Source organism: Nostoc sp., from assembly GCF_036919675.1.
Classification (GTDB): domain Bacteria; phylum Cyanobacteriota; class Cyanobacteriia; order Cyanobacteriales; family Nostocaceae; genus Nostoc.
In genome coordinates, this window is the sequence record NZ_JBALCP010000058.1 from 1 (window position 1) to 16,117 (window position 16,117).

The 16,117-nt window shown below is 43.6% G+C and carries 12 protein-coding genes; 8 read left to right on the forward strand and 4 right to left on the reverse strand.

Annotated elements, in window-relative coordinates; genetic code table 11:
- The first annotated feature begins 722 nt into the window (after positions 1 to 722).
- From V7K49_RS11655 to V7K49_RS11665, 3 genes are all read left to right on the forward strand, one after another.
- The gene (locus V7K49_RS11655) at positions 723 to 2,375 is read left to right on the forward strand and encodes an adenylate/guanylate cyclase domain-containing protein (RefSeq protein ID WP_334868616.1); all 1,653 of its coding nucleotides are present in this window, start codon (positions 723 to 725) and stop codon (positions 2,373 to 2,375) included.
- Positions 2,376 to 2,603: 228 nt separating this feature from the next.
- Positions 2,604 to 3,971 carry an NAD-dependent succinate-semialdehyde dehydrogenase gene (locus tag V7K49_RS11660; RefSeq protein WP_335205636.1) on the forward strand — a complete coding sequence of 456 codons (1,368 nt, stop codon included), beginning with the start codon at positions 2,604 to 2,606 and terminating at the stop codon, positions 3,969 to 3,971.
- A 222-nt stretch (positions 3,972 to 4,193) separates the two neighbouring features.
- The gene (locus tag V7K49_RS11665; protein ID WP_334868620.1) at positions 4,194 to 5,837 is read left to right on the forward strand and encodes an acetolactate synthase large subunit; all 1,644 of its coding nucleotides are present in this window, start codon (positions 4,194 to 4,196) and stop codon (positions 5,835 to 5,837) included.
- Positions 5,838 to 5,976: 139 nt separating this feature from the next.
- On the opposite strand, the gene V7K49_RS11670 is transcribed toward V7K49_RS11665, so the two are convergent.
- Complete coding sequence (locus tag V7K49_RS11670; RefSeq protein ID WP_335205637.1) at positions 5,977 to 6,099, reverse strand: hypothetical protein; 123 nt, start codon at positions 6,097 to 6,099, stop codon at positions 5,977 to 5,979.
- On the opposite strand from V7K49_RS11670, the gene V7K49_RS11675 reads away from it, so the two are divergent.
- The 3 genes from V7K49_RS11675 to V7K49_RS11685 all read left to right on the forward strand — a co-directional run bounded on the left by V7K49_RS11675 (position 6,098) and on the right by V7K49_RS11685 (position 9,456).
- Positions 6,098 to 6,385 carry a hypothetical protein gene (locus tag V7K49_RS11675; RefSeq protein WP_335205638.1) on the forward strand — a complete coding sequence of 96 codons (288 nt, stop codon included), beginning with the start codon at positions 6,098 to 6,100 and terminating at the stop codon, positions 6,383 to 6,385. The genes V7K49_RS11670 and V7K49_RS11675 overlap by 2 nt on opposite strands.
- Before the next feature lie 130 nt (positions 6,386 to 6,515).
- Entirely contained in the window at positions 6,516 to 6,803 is a 288-nt protein-coding gene (locus V7K49_RS11680; protein WP_335205639.1) for a GIY-YIG nuclease family protein, read from the forward strand.
- Between the two features lie 325 nt (positions 6,804 to 7,128).
- A complete protein-coding gene (locus V7K49_RS11685; protein WP_335205640.1) occupies positions 7,129 to 9,456 on the forward strand; it encodes an AAA family ATPase in 2,328 nt (775 codons plus the stop codon).
- Between the two features lie 628 nt (positions 9,457 to 10,084).
- On the opposite strand, the gene V7K49_RS11690 is transcribed toward V7K49_RS11685, so the two are convergent.
- A complete protein-coding gene (locus V7K49_RS11690; RefSeq protein WP_334868634.1) occupies positions 10,085 to 10,399 on the reverse strand; it encodes a hypothetical protein in 315 nt (104 codons plus the stop codon).
- A gap of 348 nt (positions 10,400 to 10,747) precedes the next feature.
- Here V7K49_RS11690 and V7K49_RS11695 point away from each other — a divergent pair, with 348 nt between their 5' ends.
- The gene (locus tag V7K49_RS11695; protein ID WP_335205641.1) at positions 10,748 to 11,830 is read left to right on the forward strand and encodes a class I fructose-bisphosphate aldolase; all 1,083 of its coding nucleotides are present in this window, start codon (positions 10,748 to 10,750) and stop codon (positions 11,828 to 11,830) included.
- A 113-nt stretch (positions 11,831 to 11,943) separates the two neighbouring features.
- On the opposite strand, the gene V7K49_RS11700 is transcribed toward V7K49_RS11695, so the two are convergent.
- Together V7K49_RS11700 and V7K49_RS11705 are read right to left on the reverse strand one after the other, a co-directional pair.
- Positions 11,944 to 13,404, reverse strand: a complete 1,461-nt coding sequence (locus V7K49_RS11700) for an inorganic phosphate transporter (protein ID WP_335205642.1) — start codon at positions 13,402 to 13,404, stop codon at positions 11,944 to 11,946.
- A 461-nt stretch (positions 13,405 to 13,865) separates the two neighbouring features.
- Complete coding sequence (locus tag V7K49_RS11705; protein WP_335205643.1) at positions 13,866 to 14,534, reverse strand: ribonuclease T2 family protein; 669 nt, start codon at positions 14,532 to 14,534, stop codon at positions 13,866 to 13,868.
- A gap of 193 nt (positions 14,535 to 14,727) precedes the next feature.
- Between V7K49_RS11705 and V7K49_RS11710 the strand changes: the two genes are divergently transcribed.
- Entirely contained in the window at positions 14,728 to 15,894 is a 1,167-nt protein-coding gene (locus V7K49_RS11710; RefSeq protein WP_335205644.1) for a pyridoxal phosphate-dependent aminotransferase, read from the forward strand.
- The last annotated feature ends 223 nt before the right edge of the window (positions 15,895 to 16,117 follow it).

The following is a 16,117-nucleotide window of genomic DNA, read 5'->3' on the forward strand; positions in this document are numbered from 1 at the left end:
TTGACCACTCTTCATCTGTTAAACTGCTTGAATACATAAGTAATAAAAAATACTTTTAATCTCACAATACACCAGATCCCAAATGGGTTCTATAGAATAAACTTTTTCCAGTCTCTATTTCCGTCGCATACAGGATTGGAGGCTCAATGCCCTTGAGACACATGAGAGACAGGAGCTAGGAGCATCTCCCCTCGCTTTCAACTACACTCAGCTTTTTGATCAGAAGCATTTTTTACAACGACACAAATCTGTCACTGTACATGGGTTAGGGGAGATCAACAAATATTTGATACTTCTCAGACATCCTCTAAGCGATACTGGACTAGCTTTCAAGCAAATAATACTATGTATAGGACTCATATCTGATTTTTGAACAAGATTTCAAATAAAAACCTGATAAAACGGGCTTTTCAGTCTCAGTATGTTTTCAGAAATCAAATCGGAGTCCTATATCACAACTTAGTATTATTAGGAGTCACCATCGCCTTTATATATAGGTGCATATTATGCTGTGGTATCGAGTGGGAGTACTGCTATTAATATCAGAGAGTTTGTGTATTGAACTAAACCTCTAGCAAAATAGCCTCCTTCAATGTAATATCTCTCACATACACTTGTCGGAATGGAGTTAACAGTGTCATAAAGAAAAGGTGAAGGTTAACCTGTAGGGTATAACTTACCTTAGAGTTGCTTGCACCTTCTAGCTTCGATGGATCACACTCATGACTGAACTCACGCTACGCCTACAAAAGGAAGATACCGAGACAACGATCGCAGTTGATCAAGATGTATTCACAATTGGTCGTTTGCCGGAATGTAACTTATACTTACCTTTTGCTGGAGTATCCCGCAACCATGCTCGCCTTGTGAAAACGGCTGACGATGTGTGGACTATTGAGGATCTGGGTAGTAAAAACGGGACGCAAGTCAATAAATATGTTATTAGCTATCCTCAAGAGTTACATCACGGCGATGTCGTTTGGCTGGGCAATGTTAGCCTGGTAGTACTGCTCACAAGCGCTGTTTCCCAATCGATACCGGAGTCTCCCGGAACTTCGGACATTAATGAGCAAAGAACAATCCTTCACAATGTCGAACAATTACAACAGCAATGGATTGCAGCTGATAGTAAAGATGGCGACATCAATAACAAGGACAAAACCATTGCCCGTCTCAAAGACTTAGTGGATATAGCTAAAAATCTCTCAGCGGCGGCGTCTATAGAAGAGATTTTTTCCCAGGTGCAGCAAGTGGTTTTTCGTTACCTTGATAGTATCGAGCGCTTGGCATTATTAATTGATGTTAATGGTTGCGGTCAATTAGAGTTAGTGAATGCTGCCACTAGAAACGTTTCCCAACAAAAGCATCTCCCCTCAGATGGAAGTTGGATTAGTCGGAGTATCTGTCAAAAGGTATTTGACGAAAAAGTTGTGATTCAAACCGCCGATACCCATGAGGATGAACGATTTGCTAGTGAACAGAGTATTTTGGTCAAAGGTATTCGTAGCGCGATGGCGGTGCCTTTATGGGATGAAAATAAAGTTGTGGGCGTATTGTATGCCGATGCCAATCTTTCTTCTTACCATTGGGCAAATGAAGGCGAGGAAGAACTCAGCTTTTTTTCGGCTCTAGCAAACCTTGTGGCTTCTAGCGTGCAGCGTTGGCTGTTGGTAGAGAAACTCAAAACTGAAGAGATGATTCGTCACCGACTAGAACGCTATCATTCTCCAGCAGTCGTACAGCAGTTGATATCTGTAGGCGGATTACCGGGCGGTCGTTTAGCTCCTGCCGAGAGCGAAATCAGTATTGTGTTTGCAGATTTGGTTGGCTTTACGGCAATTTCTGAAAGGTTAACACCAACTGCGATCGCTCAACTATTAAATAATTTATTTGAAGAGATGCTAAAAGAAGTATTTACTTACGGCGGCACTTTAGATAAGTATATTGGCGATTGTATTATGGCATTTTTTGGCGCTCCAGAACCGCAACCAGATCACGCCGATCGCGCAACCGCAGCTGCCAAGGGAATGCTCACTCGTCTCGAACATCTCAATGCCAATGGATTTTGGCAGGAACCCCTACAATTACGTATTGCTATTAACAGCGGTAAGGCTGTCGTGGGAGATGTTGGTAGCTCTCAAAGGGTAGATTATACGGCATTAGGCGCGACGATTAATCTTGCTGCTCGCATGGAAGCAGTTTGTCCTCCTAGTGAGTGCGTGATTAGTGAAGTCACCTATAAAATGCTTTCAGAACCCTTTGATTTTCAAGAAATGGGAGATTATCGTTTCAAAGGTATTGAGCGATTAGTGAAGATTTATCAGACAAATTTGCAGCAAATGCCAACAATTATTAGTCCAATCATTAATTTTTAGTGATGGTGCATTGAAAAACAACTAACTAATGACTAATGAAAATTGTCCATTTTATCAATATAAATACATAGTTAAATTGTATATTTTATTTCAAAAATAATTGCAAAATTGTAATATTAAGCAACTAATTCTGGGCTTAAAGACTAAAATTTGGGTGGTAGCTTCCAACATTAATATGTGTAACACTAAGAAGCCTACCTCAAGCTGTTTTTAACGGGAGATCAGGTAATGGCTATCGTCACCATTAATCCCGCCACTGGGGAGACGCTTAAAACCTTTAAAGCGCTCAACGATGCAGAGATTGCTGCTAAACTCGATTTGGCTAATCAGTCTTTTGAAAAGTATCGCCAGACTAGTTTTTTGACGCGATCGCACTGGCTGCAAAAGGCTGCTGATATTTTAGAGCAAGACAAAGCAGAATTTGCGAAGTTGATGACTCTGGAAATGGGTAAGCCATTTAAAGCTGCGATCGCTGAAGTCGAAAAATGCGCCGCCGTCTGTCGCTACTACGCTGAACACGCCCCTAGTTTTTTGGCTGATGTCAGTGTAAAAACTGATGCCAGCCAGAGTTTTGTTCGCTACCAACCAATGGGTGCAATTCTCGCGGTGATGCCGTGGAATTTTCCCTTCTGGCAAGTATTCCGCTTTGCTGCACCAGCATTGATGGCGGGAAATGTCGGCTTACTCAAACATGCTTCCAATGTGCCGCAGTGCGCCTTGGCAATTGAGGATATTATCCGACGCGCAGGTTTTCCTGAAGGTACTTTTCAAACTCTATTAATAGGCGCTGCTAAAGTTGCTGATTTAATGGCTGATGACCGTGTAAAAGCTGCCACCTTGACCGGAAGCGAACCAGCAGGTATATCCCTCGCCGTCGCCGCCGGCAAACAAATTAAGAAAACAGTTTTGGAATTGGGAGGAAGTGACCCATTTATTGTGTTAGAAAGTGCTGACTTAGACACAGCAGTTGTCACAGCAACTACAGCGCGGATGTTAAATAACGGGCAATCATGTATTGCAGCCAAACGTTTTATTGTCGCAGAAGCGATCGCAGACAAATTTGAAAAATTGCTTTTAGAAAAATTTGAGGCGCTGAAAGTAGGCGATCCCATGCAACCAGATACCGATTTAGGTCCACTGGCGACTCCTGGTATTCTCCAGGATTTAGATCAACAAGTGCAAGATGCTATTAGCAGCGGTGGTAAAGTCCTCACCGGCGGACATCCTTTATCAGATCGTCCAGGGAACTTTTATCCGCCAACGATTATCATAGATATCCCGCCTGAGGCACCAATTGCAAAAGAAGAATTCTTTGGCCCGGTAGCCTTGTTATTCCGGGTTCCAGATATCGATGCTGCCATTAAACTCGCTAATGACAGCCCCTTTGGCTTAGGTGCAAGTGCTTGGACAACTAATGATCAAGAGAGCGATCGCTTGGTTGAGGAAATCGAAGCAGGTGCCGTGTTTATCAACAGTATGGTCAAATCTGATCCCCGATTGCCCTTTGGCGGTATTAAGCGTTCTGGATATGGCAGAGAATTGAGTATCCAAGGTATACATGAGTTTGTCAATGTTAAAACCGTGTGGTTGAAGTGATTAGAGACTAAGTATTAGGGACTGGGGATTGGGTATTGGGAACTGGGTATTGGGATTAAAAATTAGGAATTAGAGATTAAGAATTAGGTATTGGGAAAGATTTTTCCCAGTCCCTAGTCTCCAGTCTCCACTCTCCAGTCCCTAATCCCGATTCCCCAGTCCCGATTCCCCAGTCCCTAGTCCCCAGTCCCCAGTCTTATTCGTTGCTAGTTAGGAAATAAAATGAATACAGCAGAGTTATTGGTGCAGTGCCTAGAAAATGAAGGAGTGCAATATATTTTTGGACTCCCTGGCGAAGAAAACCTGCACGTTTTGGAAGCGCTAAAACATTCTTCCATTAAATTTATTACGACTCGTCATGAACAGGGTGCAGCATTCATGGCCGATGTCTACGGACGCCTAACAGGAAAAGCCGGAGTGTGTCTTTCTACTCTTGGGCCTGGGGCAACCAACTTGATGACTGGGGTAGCAGATGCTAACCTCGATGGTGCGCCCTTAGTGGCGATTACTGGTCAAGTGGGAACAGATAGAATGCATATTGAATCCCATCAATATTTAGATTTGGTGGCAATGTTTGCACCTGTTACCAAGTGGAATAAGCAGATTGTGCGACCGAGTATTACACCAGAAGTAGTGCGGAAAGCATTTAAGCGATCGCAATCTGAAAAACCTGGTGCAGTTCACATCGATTTGCCCGAAAATATTGCTGCCATGCCCGTCGAAGGCAAACCTTTGCGTAAGGATAATAGTGAAAAAAGCTATGCATCTTTTGCTAGCATTCGGGCAGCTGCTGCTGCAATTTGCCAAGCAGTTAATCCATTAATCTTAGTAGGAAATGGAGCAATTCGCGCTCATGCAAGTGATGCAGTCACACAATTTGCTACATTGCTGAATATACCTGTTGCCAATACTTTTATGGGTAAAGGCGTAATTCCCTATACACACCAACTAGCTTTGTGGTCAGTGGGATTACAGCAAAGAGATTTTATTACTTGTGGCTTTGATAACACAGATTTAGTAATTGCGATCGGTTATGATTTGATTGAGTTTTCCCCGAAGAAATGGAATCGGAATGGTGAAATTCCGATTGTGCATATTGGGGTAAGTCCGGCGGAGATTGATAGTAGTTATATTCCTAACGCCGAAGTCGTGGGAGATATTTCAGATTCCCTTTATGAAATTTTAAAATTAGCAGACAGACAAGGTAAACCCGATCCCTTTGCCATCAGCTTAAGGTCAGATATTCGGGCTGATTACGAACAGTATGCCCATGATGACGGATTTCCCATCAAGCCGCAAAAGTTGATTTATGACTTACGGCAAGTGATGGGCCCAGATGATATCGTCATCTCTGATGTTGGCGCCCATAAAATGTGGATGGCCCGTCATTATCATTGCCATAGCCCCAATACTTGCATAATTTCCAACGGCTTCGCGGCTATGGGTATTGCCATTCCTGGCGCTTTAGCAGCAAAACTTGTTCATCCTAAGCGCAAAGTCGTTGCTGTAACAGGCGATGGCGGCTTTATGATGAATTCTCAGGAATTAGAAACAGCCTTGCGTGTCGGTACACCCTTTGTCACCATAATTTTTAATGATGGTGGCTATGGGTTAATTGAGTGGAAGCAAGAAAATCAATTTGGCAAAGGAAACTCATCCTTTGTGCATTTTAGCAATCCTGATTTTGTCAAATTCGCCGAAAGCATGGGTTTAAAAGGTTACCGAGTTGAATCGGCTTTAGATTTGATCCCTATCCTCAAAGAAGCCCTCGCTCAAGATGTACCAGCCGTGATAGATTGTCCCGTGGACTACCGGGAGAATCACCGCTTCAGTCAAAAAGCCGGCGAGTTGACTTGTGCGCTGTAAAAAGTAGAGAGGCGATTAATCGCCTCTCTACAAGAGTTAGGAGTTATTTATTCCTAACTCCTTATTAATTTCTACTCCTTTAGTGTTTTGGTAGGGTGCGTTAGCCTTTGGCGTAACGCACCGCTTTACTTCACTTCATTTATAAATATATTTCTTCTTCTTCTTCTTTGCGTCCTTTGCGTCCTTTGCGGTCTTTGGCGACTAACCACACAGGGGGGAATCTAGCATTTGTCTTGGCTACCCCCGAATCACCGATTGACATGGCGCACAACACAGGACACAGTTCACCCTTTTTCAATATTTTCGGCTACACCGCATATCTGCAAGTATTGACTCACACAGAAGCGCGGGAATTGATAGCTAGTTCGCCCATTGCCTTCACTGATGAAGATGTAGAGTGGATTTTGACACAAAGTTGCTGCTGGCCACTGTTGTTACAAATTCTGTGTAGTGAAAGATTATTTAACTTAGAAGAAGAGGAGAATGATGATAATTGGCGTGAGGAAGGATTACGACAAATGAAATTATTTGCTCATTTATTAGATTGAGAACTAGCAGAGTAACTATGAAAGCACACCGAATTGAAACAAAGTTAACTAAAAACGGAACCATAATTTCGCGGTGACAAATATAATAAAAATTTGTTATGACTAAATTTCTATCCAAAAAAGATTAGAAATGAGCGAGCAATATTATCTATATATAATGACGAATAACTATGATACCGTGCTGTATACAGGAGTAACAAACAATCTACAAAGAAGAGTTTATGATCACAAAGAGAAAATAATAGAAGGATTTACTAAGAAATACAACATTACTAAATTAGTTTATTATGAAGTCTTTGGAGATGCCTATACAGCCATTAGTAGAGAAAAACAGATTAAAGCAGGTTCCAGACAAAAGAAAATTGATTTAGTCAATAGCATCAATCAAGAATGGAAAGATTTATATGATGAGTTATAAATTTTACTGGTATCATTGCGATCGCACCAAGGTAAAGCTTACTAATCCTAACCTTTGTGATTGCTACCCTTCGGGAACGCCAAGGGCGAACATTCCGCTAACGCTGCATTCGCAATGACACACTCTGTCATTGCGAGGAGGAACGACGAAGCAATCGCAGCCTTTGCGATTTGATTGCGATCGCACCAAGGTAAAGCACAGCAATCTTAGTCCGAAGCCATCGCACCAAGGTAAAGCCTACTAATCCTAGCCTTTGCGATTGCTTTGCTTCACTTCGTTACGCTCGCAATGACGATATAGAGTTTTAAATAGGAGTGCAAAAACGTTGACCTCACCACAATTACCCCCCAACGCCTACACCGATGCACCCCAACAGCACCCTAACTTAATCCTCGGTAGCCTGCAACTGCTTTTCTGGCTTGTTTTTCGCCCCTCAGCGTGGCGTAACCACCTCAAGCGCATTGACCCCATTTTAGACACCAACTCCTCGCTGATTATCTTGTTAAGACAAGGGCGATGGCGAAACTTTGCCCTGTGGCGGCTGATCATCCAGGGATATTTTATCTTACCTATCCTGGCTAACTTATTATTGGGCTTGGTGCTGTGGGCATTGGGTGAATCAATCGCAAATATAGCTATTCGCGTGGCGTTCGGCGTGGCGTTCGGCGTGGCGTTCGGCGTGGCGTTCGGCGTGGGGTTACGCGTGGCGTTCGGCGTGGGGTTACGCGTGGGGTTACGCGTGGCGGGAGGCGTGGCGGTAGGCGTGGCGGTAGGCGTGGCGGTAGGCATGGCGTTCGGCGTAGCGTTCGGCGTGGCGCGAGGCGTGGTGGTAGGCGTGGCGGTAGGCGTGGCGGTAGGCATGGCGTTCGGCGTGGCGGGAGGCGTAGCACGAGGCGTGGTGGTAGGCGTGGCGGTAGGCGTGGCGGTAGGCGTGGCGGGAGGCGTGGCGGGAGGCGTGGGAGTCACGATCAATTCATGGCGGCCTGTTTTATCCTTTCCATTTCTCATTCTTTGGAATTATCTGCTCTATAGATTAGAAAAAGGGCGTAATGATAAAAACCCTTATTTGTTGCGCTATCACTCCGCCTTCTGGGATGAGTGGCAGCGTTTACATCTACCTGGTTTGGACGAGCATCTCCTCTTCGTAATTGAACATAACCCAGTTGAAGGCAAAGCTGCTTTAGAATATCTCAGTACCAGCCCCCAGCGCTGGGCGGCTCAAGCTGTACAAATTGAACTGGATGCACGCAGTTTACAAGGCTGTGAAGATGTAGAAGCTATCCGTGAAGCTCATCGCAGTCTGGTAACTAACGAACTAGAGAGTGAAGTTAGGCCTCTACTACGAATCTTTAGCCGCATCAGTGAGGATGTTGATGCTGCTCTCAATCAAGCAAGTGTTTATAATCAGCGCTTATCCCTCAGAGATGTTGCAGATAAATTAAATCTACAGTTGCAGAACTTCGTTCGTAGCAGCGACAAATACACAGTCCGTTTCTACCCCATTATCAAAAGTTGGCGTGAGATAGTCACCAACTATATAGATGAACTGGCTAAAATTACTGAACTGCGCCAAGAAATTGATAATCCTTACATTATTGGCGTACCGCTCAACGAGCAACTAGAAATTTTTACCGGACGCACCAGCATCGGCTTACGCATTGAGCAACTACTGCGCGATCGCCGTCGCCCACCTCTGCTACTATACGGTCAGCGACGTATGGGTAAAACTTCCCTCCTCAACAACATCGGCAAGTTACTCCCCAATTCCATCATCCCGATGTTTGTAGACTTGCAAGGCGCACCTTCATCAGCCAGTGACCATGCAGGTTTTCTCTACAACCTGGCTAGAGAGATGGAGAAGTCAGCGAAAAAGCAAGGTGTAACTCTACCGTCCCTAGCCCGCGAAGTGTTAAAATCTGACCCCTTCACCGATTTCTATGAATGGCTAGATAAAGTAGAACAGGCTCTAGAACAAAATACCGCCTTACTAGCGCTAGATGAATTTGAGGTGCTAGACAACGCCATAGCCAAAGGTCGCTTTGATGAACAGGATGTTTTGGGAATGCTGCGTCACCTCATCCAACATCGTCCCCGCTTCAAGGTGTTACTGGCTGGCTCTCATACTATCAAAGAATATCAGCGCTGGGCTAGTTATCTCATTAATGTCCAAGTAGTGCATATCTCCTACCTCAAAGAAGCGGAAGCACAACAATTAATTGAACGTCCCGTCAAAGATTTTACTCTCCGTTATGAACCCAACGCCGTTGAGCGAGTGCTACAACTCACCCGTTGTCACCCCTTCTTGGTACAACTACTCTGCGCGGAAATTATTGTCCTTAAGAACGAACAAGACCCCTCTATCCGGCGATTGGCAACTTTAGCGGATGTGGAAGCAGCGATACCAGAAGCTTTGAAAAGTGGTGGTTTTTTCTTTGCTGACATTCAAAACAATCAAGTAGACGCTACTGGACAAGCTATTCTACGTTTTATCGCCGCTCAAGGGGAAGGGGCTATAGTTAGCCGCCAAACTCTATTGCAACACTTCCCCGATGCTAATATTACTTTCAGCTTGCTGTTGCAACGGGAGTTAATTAAAGAAGTTGACGACGGCTATCGCTTCCAGGTGGAGTTGATTCGCCGCTGGTTTGTTTGAATCATGTCCGGTAAATATGTCATTGCGAGCGGGGCGAAGCAATCGCAAGGGCTGGGATTGCTTCGCTCCGCTCGCAATGACTGTAAATATTTTTGTCCGACTACTTACCAAAGACTCGTTGACGGAGTTCAGAGACTCGTTCACGAGTATTAAAGACTCGTTAACGGAGTTCAAAGACTCATTCACGAGTATCAAAGACTCGTTAACGGAGTTCAAAGACTCATTCACGAGTATCAAAGACTCGCTGACGGAGTTCAAAGACTCATTCACGAGTATTAAAGACTCGTTGACGGAGTTCAAAGACTCGTTCACGAGTATCAAAGACTCGTTAACGGAGTTCAAAGACTCGTTCACGAGTATTAAAGACTCGCTGACGGAGTTCAAAGACTCGTTCACGAGTATTAAAGACTCGCTGACGGAGTTCAAAGACTCATTCACGAGTATCAAAGACTCGTTGACGGAGTTCAAAGACTCATTTACGAGTATTAAAGACGTAAGGACTACAATGATTTTGAATACTACAAGTTAGTAAAGTGGTGCGTTATGCCAAAGACTAACGCACCCTACTAAAACTACTACTAAACATAGAAGTTAGAATACACGTACATCAGGCTTAGGTAAATATTTGCTACTTGTGCTGGCGTAATTGCTCTACTATATATTCTTCTAGTTCTTGTTTTTCTCTGTTACTGGCATTTCGTTGATAAGTTCTTCCTGTTTCTTGAATAAACCTACGTTTCTCGCTTGGAGAAGATTTGAGTTTACCTCCAGCACCTTGCAGCTTTTGCTGTAATTCTTCCCAAGTCTTTTCACCCACACTTTCACCTAGTTTGACTAGTACCTTTGGTAGTAATATTTTTGCCTCTCTTTGAAAATCTTCTTCTGTCTCAAGGGAAGCTAAATCTATATTGCTGAAATCGATATCGATTTGAAACTTACTCATAGAGTTGTATTTGTTCTTTTAACGATTATTACCACAATGAGGGTTTGAAGATATTAGTTCCCGACCTTGTTGTTGTCAGATGATGAGTATCAGAATTGAAATATATCAAATTATGACTCTGCAATTCACCAAAATCCTCAAAGACACGATTTTTTCTTTGTGTATCTTGGCTCAAATCATGGTTATATCTCAGATGATCATTAATTTTATCAATTTTTAAAGAATGATTTAAGACTTTTATATCAAAAGGAATATACATTTAGTGAATGCAAGCCTAACCAGGTTAAGAGTATTAAAAATGCTATCTTAAAGGCAAAGGTCATTTGCTAAATTGTTGAGGAAAACGCTATGACTACAACGCTCAAAGAGGCTAATTCTATTGAGTCATTGCTAGGTAAAGAGGCTGAAGACCTGCTTACCTATAAAGCAAAGGTTTCTCGTGATTTAATACATTTGCCGGGGCCAGACTTTGTAGATCGAATCTGGATCAACAGCGATCGCAATCCTCAAGTATTGCGTAATCTCCAGTTACTTTATTCTACTGGTCGTCTGGCAAACACAGGTTATCTCTCGATTTTACCAGTAGATCAAGGGATTGAACACTCGGCAGGTGCGTCTTTTGCGCCCAATCCGATTTACTTTGATCCAGAAAATATTGTTAAGCTAGCGATCGCCGCAGATTGCAATGCTGTTGCTACCACTTTGGGAACATTAGGGATTATTTCGCGCAAGTATGCTCACAAAATTCCCTTCATTGCCAAAATCAATCACAACGAATTGCTGACTTTCCCCAACCAATCTGACCAAGTATTGTTTGCTGATGTGGAACAAGCTTGGAATTTAGGGGCGGCTGCCGTAGGTGCGACAATTTACTTTGGCTCAGAGCAGTCTACCAGACAAATCCACGAAATCAGCAAAGCTTTTAAACGCGCCCATGAACTCGGTTTGGTCACAATTCTCTGGTGCTATCTGCGGAACAACGCTTTTAAACAAGATAAAGATTACCACCTTGCTGCTGACCTCACCGGACAAGCGAATCATTTGGGTGTGACGATTGAAGCCGACATCATCAAACAAAAGTTACCCGAAAATAACAATGGTTACGGTGCAGTCGCTAAAGCTACTGGTAAGAGTTACGGCAAAACCGATGAGCGGGTTTACACAGAATTGACAACTGACAACCCAATTGATTTAACTCGTTATCAAGTGCTGAATTGCTACTCTGGGCGGGTGGGGCTGATTAATTCTGGTGGCGCGACTGGTAAAAATGATTTTGCCGAAGCAGTTCGCACTTCTGTAATTAACAAACGGGCTGGTGGTTCAGGATTAATTTCTGGACGCAAGACGTTCCAGCGTCCCTTTGAGGAAGGTGTGAAGCTATTTCACGCCATTCAAGATGTTTATTTGTCGCCGGATGTGACGATAGCTTAGGGAGTCGGGAGAAGAAGCAAGGAGCAGGGAGCAGAGGGGAAAGAGGTAATATTTAATTCTCCCCCCTGCCCCCTGCACCCCGCCCCTCTGCCTCTTTCCAATGCCCCATTGTCTTACTTCAAACCCAGAAGATTGAAGACTAGGTACAAGCTCCCGGCGTATGTAGCAGAACCAAGCAGTACGCAAACTGGCAGTGTCAGCACCCAAGCTAGTAGAATATTTCTCAAGGTGTCCACTTGCAAACCAGAATGGTTCGCCGCCATTGTACCCGCTACACCAGATGATAGGACGTGAGTGGTGCTGACTGGCAGACCGAAGTAATCCGCAGCACCTATAGTTGTCATAGCTACTAACTCGGCGGAAGCTCCTTGAGCGTAGGTAAGATGGTCTTTGCCAATCTTTTCACCTACTGTCACCACGATGCGTTTCCAACCAATCATTGTGCCAAGACCGAGTGCAATGGCAACGGCAAATTTCACCCAATTGGGAATGAATTTGGTTACTTTATCCAACTGCTTCTTATAGCTGATAAGCACTTCTTCTTGTTTGGCATCAGTTAATTTTTTCTGGTTGTCTAGCTTCCCAATTGTTCCAGCGACTAGATACATATCGGTTCGTAATGAACTTAACCCATCGCTTGAAAGCTGCTTGAAACTAGTCTTACCAGCAAGCTTGTCTCCAATTGTCCGACTTTTGGCAGCAAGGGCTGCGAAGGTTTTGTCGTTAGCTTCCCCAGTTGGTTTGAGGAAGTTAGAAAGCTCATCTGTAATGTTTTGGTTGTTTGAGAATGTTCCAGACACTCGTTGTTGCAGCACTGGAATCACAGAGTTGGACGTAGCGGCCAACTGAGCGATCGCCCTTGCATCGGTATCCATATTCAGTGCAAACATACCCGGTATAATGCCCACTAAGATCAGCATGATCAGACCCATACCTTTTTGACCATCATTTGAACCGTGGGCGAAGCTCACACCAGTACATGTCAAGATTAACAAAGCACGTATCCAAGGCGGTGGTGTTTTATTCCCTTCTGGCGCACGGTACAACTCTGGTCGGTGGATCAGTCTCTTTGCCAGCAGTAACAGCAGTCCGGCGCAGGTGAATCCAACAATTGGTGAAACCAACAGAGATGTGAAAACTTCTTGCGTCTTTGCCCAGTTCACGCCCTCGCCAAAGACATGACCCGAAGATAACAATGAATTTGCTAAACCAACACCCATAATCGAGCCAATCAGCGTATGTGAACTGGATGCAGGTAAGCCCAAGTACCAAGTTCCCAAGTTCCACATGATCGCCGAAATCAAAAGTGCAAAGACCATTGCAAAGCCTGCACTTGAGCCAACATTAATTACCAACTCAACCGGAAGCAGAGCAACAATGCCAAAAGCAACCGCTCCAGTTGATGTCAGCACACCAATTAGGTTCCAACAGCCTGACCAGACGACGGCGATGTTTGGCTTCAGGCTATGAGTGTAAATGACTGTAGCAACTGCATTTGCAGTATCATGAAAACCATTGACAAATTCAAAGCTGAGTGCTAGACCCAGCGCCAAAGCTAGAAATAAATATTCCATTTAGCACTCCTAATAAAAGACAAGAATGCAGTCTGACAAAAACAAGTTGTGTAACAAAAAAAATATTAAAACTAGGAAAAAACCTGGATTTATTGCAATTCAGAAAAATACTCAAAAAATTATGGTTATAAATACAACCTTTTTTTGAACAGATTCTCTGATTGCGTCTACTATCTCGAAATAAGAATGGGTTCTAATTACATTTGAAGATTAGAATAGATAAGTTAAGAAATAAATAAGTAATGGTAAAGAATAAATTAAGTAGCTACAAATCATAGTTGTGGAGAGTGGGGGGCAGAGGAGAATAACCAATACTTCTCTACGAGAGGCTACTTCGGCTACGCTCAGCACAAGTGCGCCAACGGCTTACCTCGACTTCTCTACGAGACGCTGCGCGAACGCTCGGTACAAGTCGCTCAGGACAAGCTCAGTACAAGTGCCCAATGCCCCATGCTCCATTGTTATCTAACGTTTCTCAATAAGAAATCTGGTTGACCACAACTTTTTTGCGATCGCTTCAAAATCTCCGCACTACAAATACCAGCTTCACCATTTTTGGAATAACAAAAGAAGACTTCTTGCAAAAATCTTCCCGAACCAGAACAAAAAGGTGCTATACCATCAGCAGTAATTTGATTATTAGCATTCACAAATGAATTTTTAAAATTTGTAATTGTGGTTCGTAAGGGTTTATTAGGACGATTATAAGCTGCGGGAATAGCGATCGCATCTTTTAACTTTTTACTAAATGCCAAGTATTCCGCAGGAGTTTTCCCCGAACAAGTACCATGTTTTTCCCATTCATGATCGAGAAGTTTAGGGCTAGGAAACAAATTGGGAAACCGTCGCTTTACTTCCGACGGTAATTTTTGCGTGGAACAATTAGCAGGATAACCACTTTGGTACTGTGGCCACAAACCATGTAGTACAAAACCAAGTTTCTTTCCCGAACCACACTGCTGCGGGTCACGGGTACCGTTTGCTGCACAATAATCCGGAGACCAAGAGAGTGTCAGTACATAAAAATCAAATTGACCCGGAGTACCGCGATTTTGAGCAATGGCAGCATTAGGTATAAAAAGACCAGTAATTAACAGAGAAGATACGATGAAAAGTTTCTTAATCTGCATATAAACAATTAGTTTTCCCTAAAATTCAAGTTATACAAAATACATTCTTAAGAGTCAAGGATCAAGAATCAAGCGTCAGGAATTTTTCCCCAGTCCCCAGTTCCCAATCCCCAACGAATTGAGAAAAAGCAAATCTTGGTAGGGATTCTGGGATATCCTTAGATAAGTGAAAGATTTGCCAAAAATAGTAAGAATGAAGCTGGCAGCAAGAGTAAGTCAGGTAACACCTTCATTAACCTTAGCGATCGCAGCCAAGGCTAAGGCACTGAAGGTAGAAGGAATAGATGTTTGTAGTTTTAGCGCTGGAGAACCAGATTTTGATACCCCAGCGCATATTAAAGCCGCAGCAGTCAAAGCTTTGGAAGAAGGCAAAACCAAATACGGTGCAGCAGCTGGAGAACCAAAGTTAAGGGAAGCGATCGCCCGTAAGCTTAAAACTGATAACGGTCTTGATTACAAGTCAGAGAATGTGATCGTCACCAATGGCGGTAAGCATTCTTTGTACAACTTAATAGTGGCGCTAATCGATCCAGGTGATGAGGTAATTATCCCTGCACCCTACTGGCTAAGTTATCCCGAAATGGTGACTTTAGTCGGTGGAGTCTCGGTGATTGTGCCCACAGATGCCACGACTGGTTATAAAATTACTCCCGAACAACTCCGTAAAGCAATCACGCCGAAGACGAAGTTATTTATCCTCAACTCCCCATCTAATCCTACAGGGATGGTTTACACGCCAGATGAAATCAAAGCACTGGCGAAGGTAGTAGTTGATGCAGATATCTTTGTTGTCTCTGATGAGATTTACGAAAAGATTCTCTACGACGGCGCAGAACATATCAGCATCGGTTCTCTAGGGAAGGAAATTTTTGACCGCACTTTGATCAGTAATGGGTTTGCGAAAGCTTATTCCATGACTGGGTGGCGTATCGGCTATTTAGCAGGGCCAGTGGAGATTATTAAAGCAGCGAGTACCATCCAAGGGCATAGTACATCTAACGTGTGTACCTTTGCCCAATATGGTGCGATCGCAGCTTTGGAAAGTCATCAAGATTGTGTCGAAGAAATGCGCCAAGCCTTCGCCAAACGGCGACAAGTCATGCTAGACAGACTCAACGCCATTCCTGGATTGAGTACTGCAAAACCAGATGGCGCTTTTTATCTGTTCCCTGATATCAGCAAAACCGGTCTAAAATCCCTAGAATTTTGTGACGCCTTGCTGGAAAAACACCAAGTTGCAGTCATTCCCGGAATTGCTTTTGGCGCTGATAACAACATTCGCCTTTCCTACGCCACAGATATGGCGACGATTGAAAAGGGAATGGATAGATTAGAGAAATTTGTCAAGTCGCGTATTTAGTTAGTTGTCATTTGTGAGGACAATTTACCAACTCTCCAACTTTTAACTCCACCTTTTCGACTCAGAACGGGTGGAGTTCATTTTTAAACCTGAAGTTTCGAGTTCCAAGCCTGAAGTTTCGAGTTCTGACTCCCGGTTCGCCCATTTTTTAATGAGTTAGGAAAAGTAGATAGTCAAAAGTATACCGAAGGACATATTCCCAAAAAGACTCGATTAGGTATAT

Bases quoted from the DNA above. Each gene is read 5' to 3' on its own strand.
- V7K49_RS11705 (WP_335205643.1), bottom strand. From the start codon at position 14,534: ATGCAGATTAAGAAACTTTTCATCGTATCTTCTCTGTTAATTACTGGT.
- V7K49_RS11675 (WP_335205638.1), top strand. From the start codon at position 6,098: ATGGCGCACAACACAGGACACAGTTCACCCTTTTTCAATATTTTCGGC.
- V7K49_RS11680 (WP_335205639.1), top strand. From the start codon at position 6,516: ATGAGCGAGCAATATTATCTATATATAATGACGAATAACTATGATACC.
- V7K49_RS11690 (WP_334868634.1), bottom strand. From the start codon at position 10,399: ATGAGTAAGTTTCAAATCGATATCGATTTCAGCAATATAGATTTAGCT.
- V7K49_RS11700 (WP_335205642.1), bottom strand. From the start codon at position 13,404: ATGGAATATTTATTTCTAGCTTTGGCGCTGGGTCTAGCACTCAGCTTT.
- V7K49_RS11710 (WP_335205644.1), top strand. From the start codon at position 14,728: ATGAAGCTGGCAGCAAGAGTAAGTCAGGTAACACCTTCATTAACCTTA.
- V7K49_RS11655 (WP_334868616.1), top strand. From the start codon at position 723: ATGACTGAACTCACGCTACGCCTACAAAAGGAAGATACCGAGACAACG.
- V7K49_RS11670 (WP_335205637.1), bottom strand. From the start codon at position 6,099: ATGTCAATCGGTGATTCGGGGGTAGCCAAGACAAATGCTAGATTCCCC.
- V7K49_RS11660 (WP_335205636.1), top strand. From the start codon at position 2,604: ATGGCTATCGTCACCATTAATCCCGCCACTGGGGAGACGCTTAAAACC.
- V7K49_RS11665 (WP_334868620.1), top strand. From the start codon at position 4,194: ATGAATACAGCAGAGTTATTGGTGCAGTGCCTAGAAAATGAAGGAGTG.
- V7K49_RS11695 (WP_335205641.1), top strand. From the start codon at position 10,748: ATGACTACAACGCTCAAAGAGGCTAATTCTATTGAGTCATTGCTAGGT.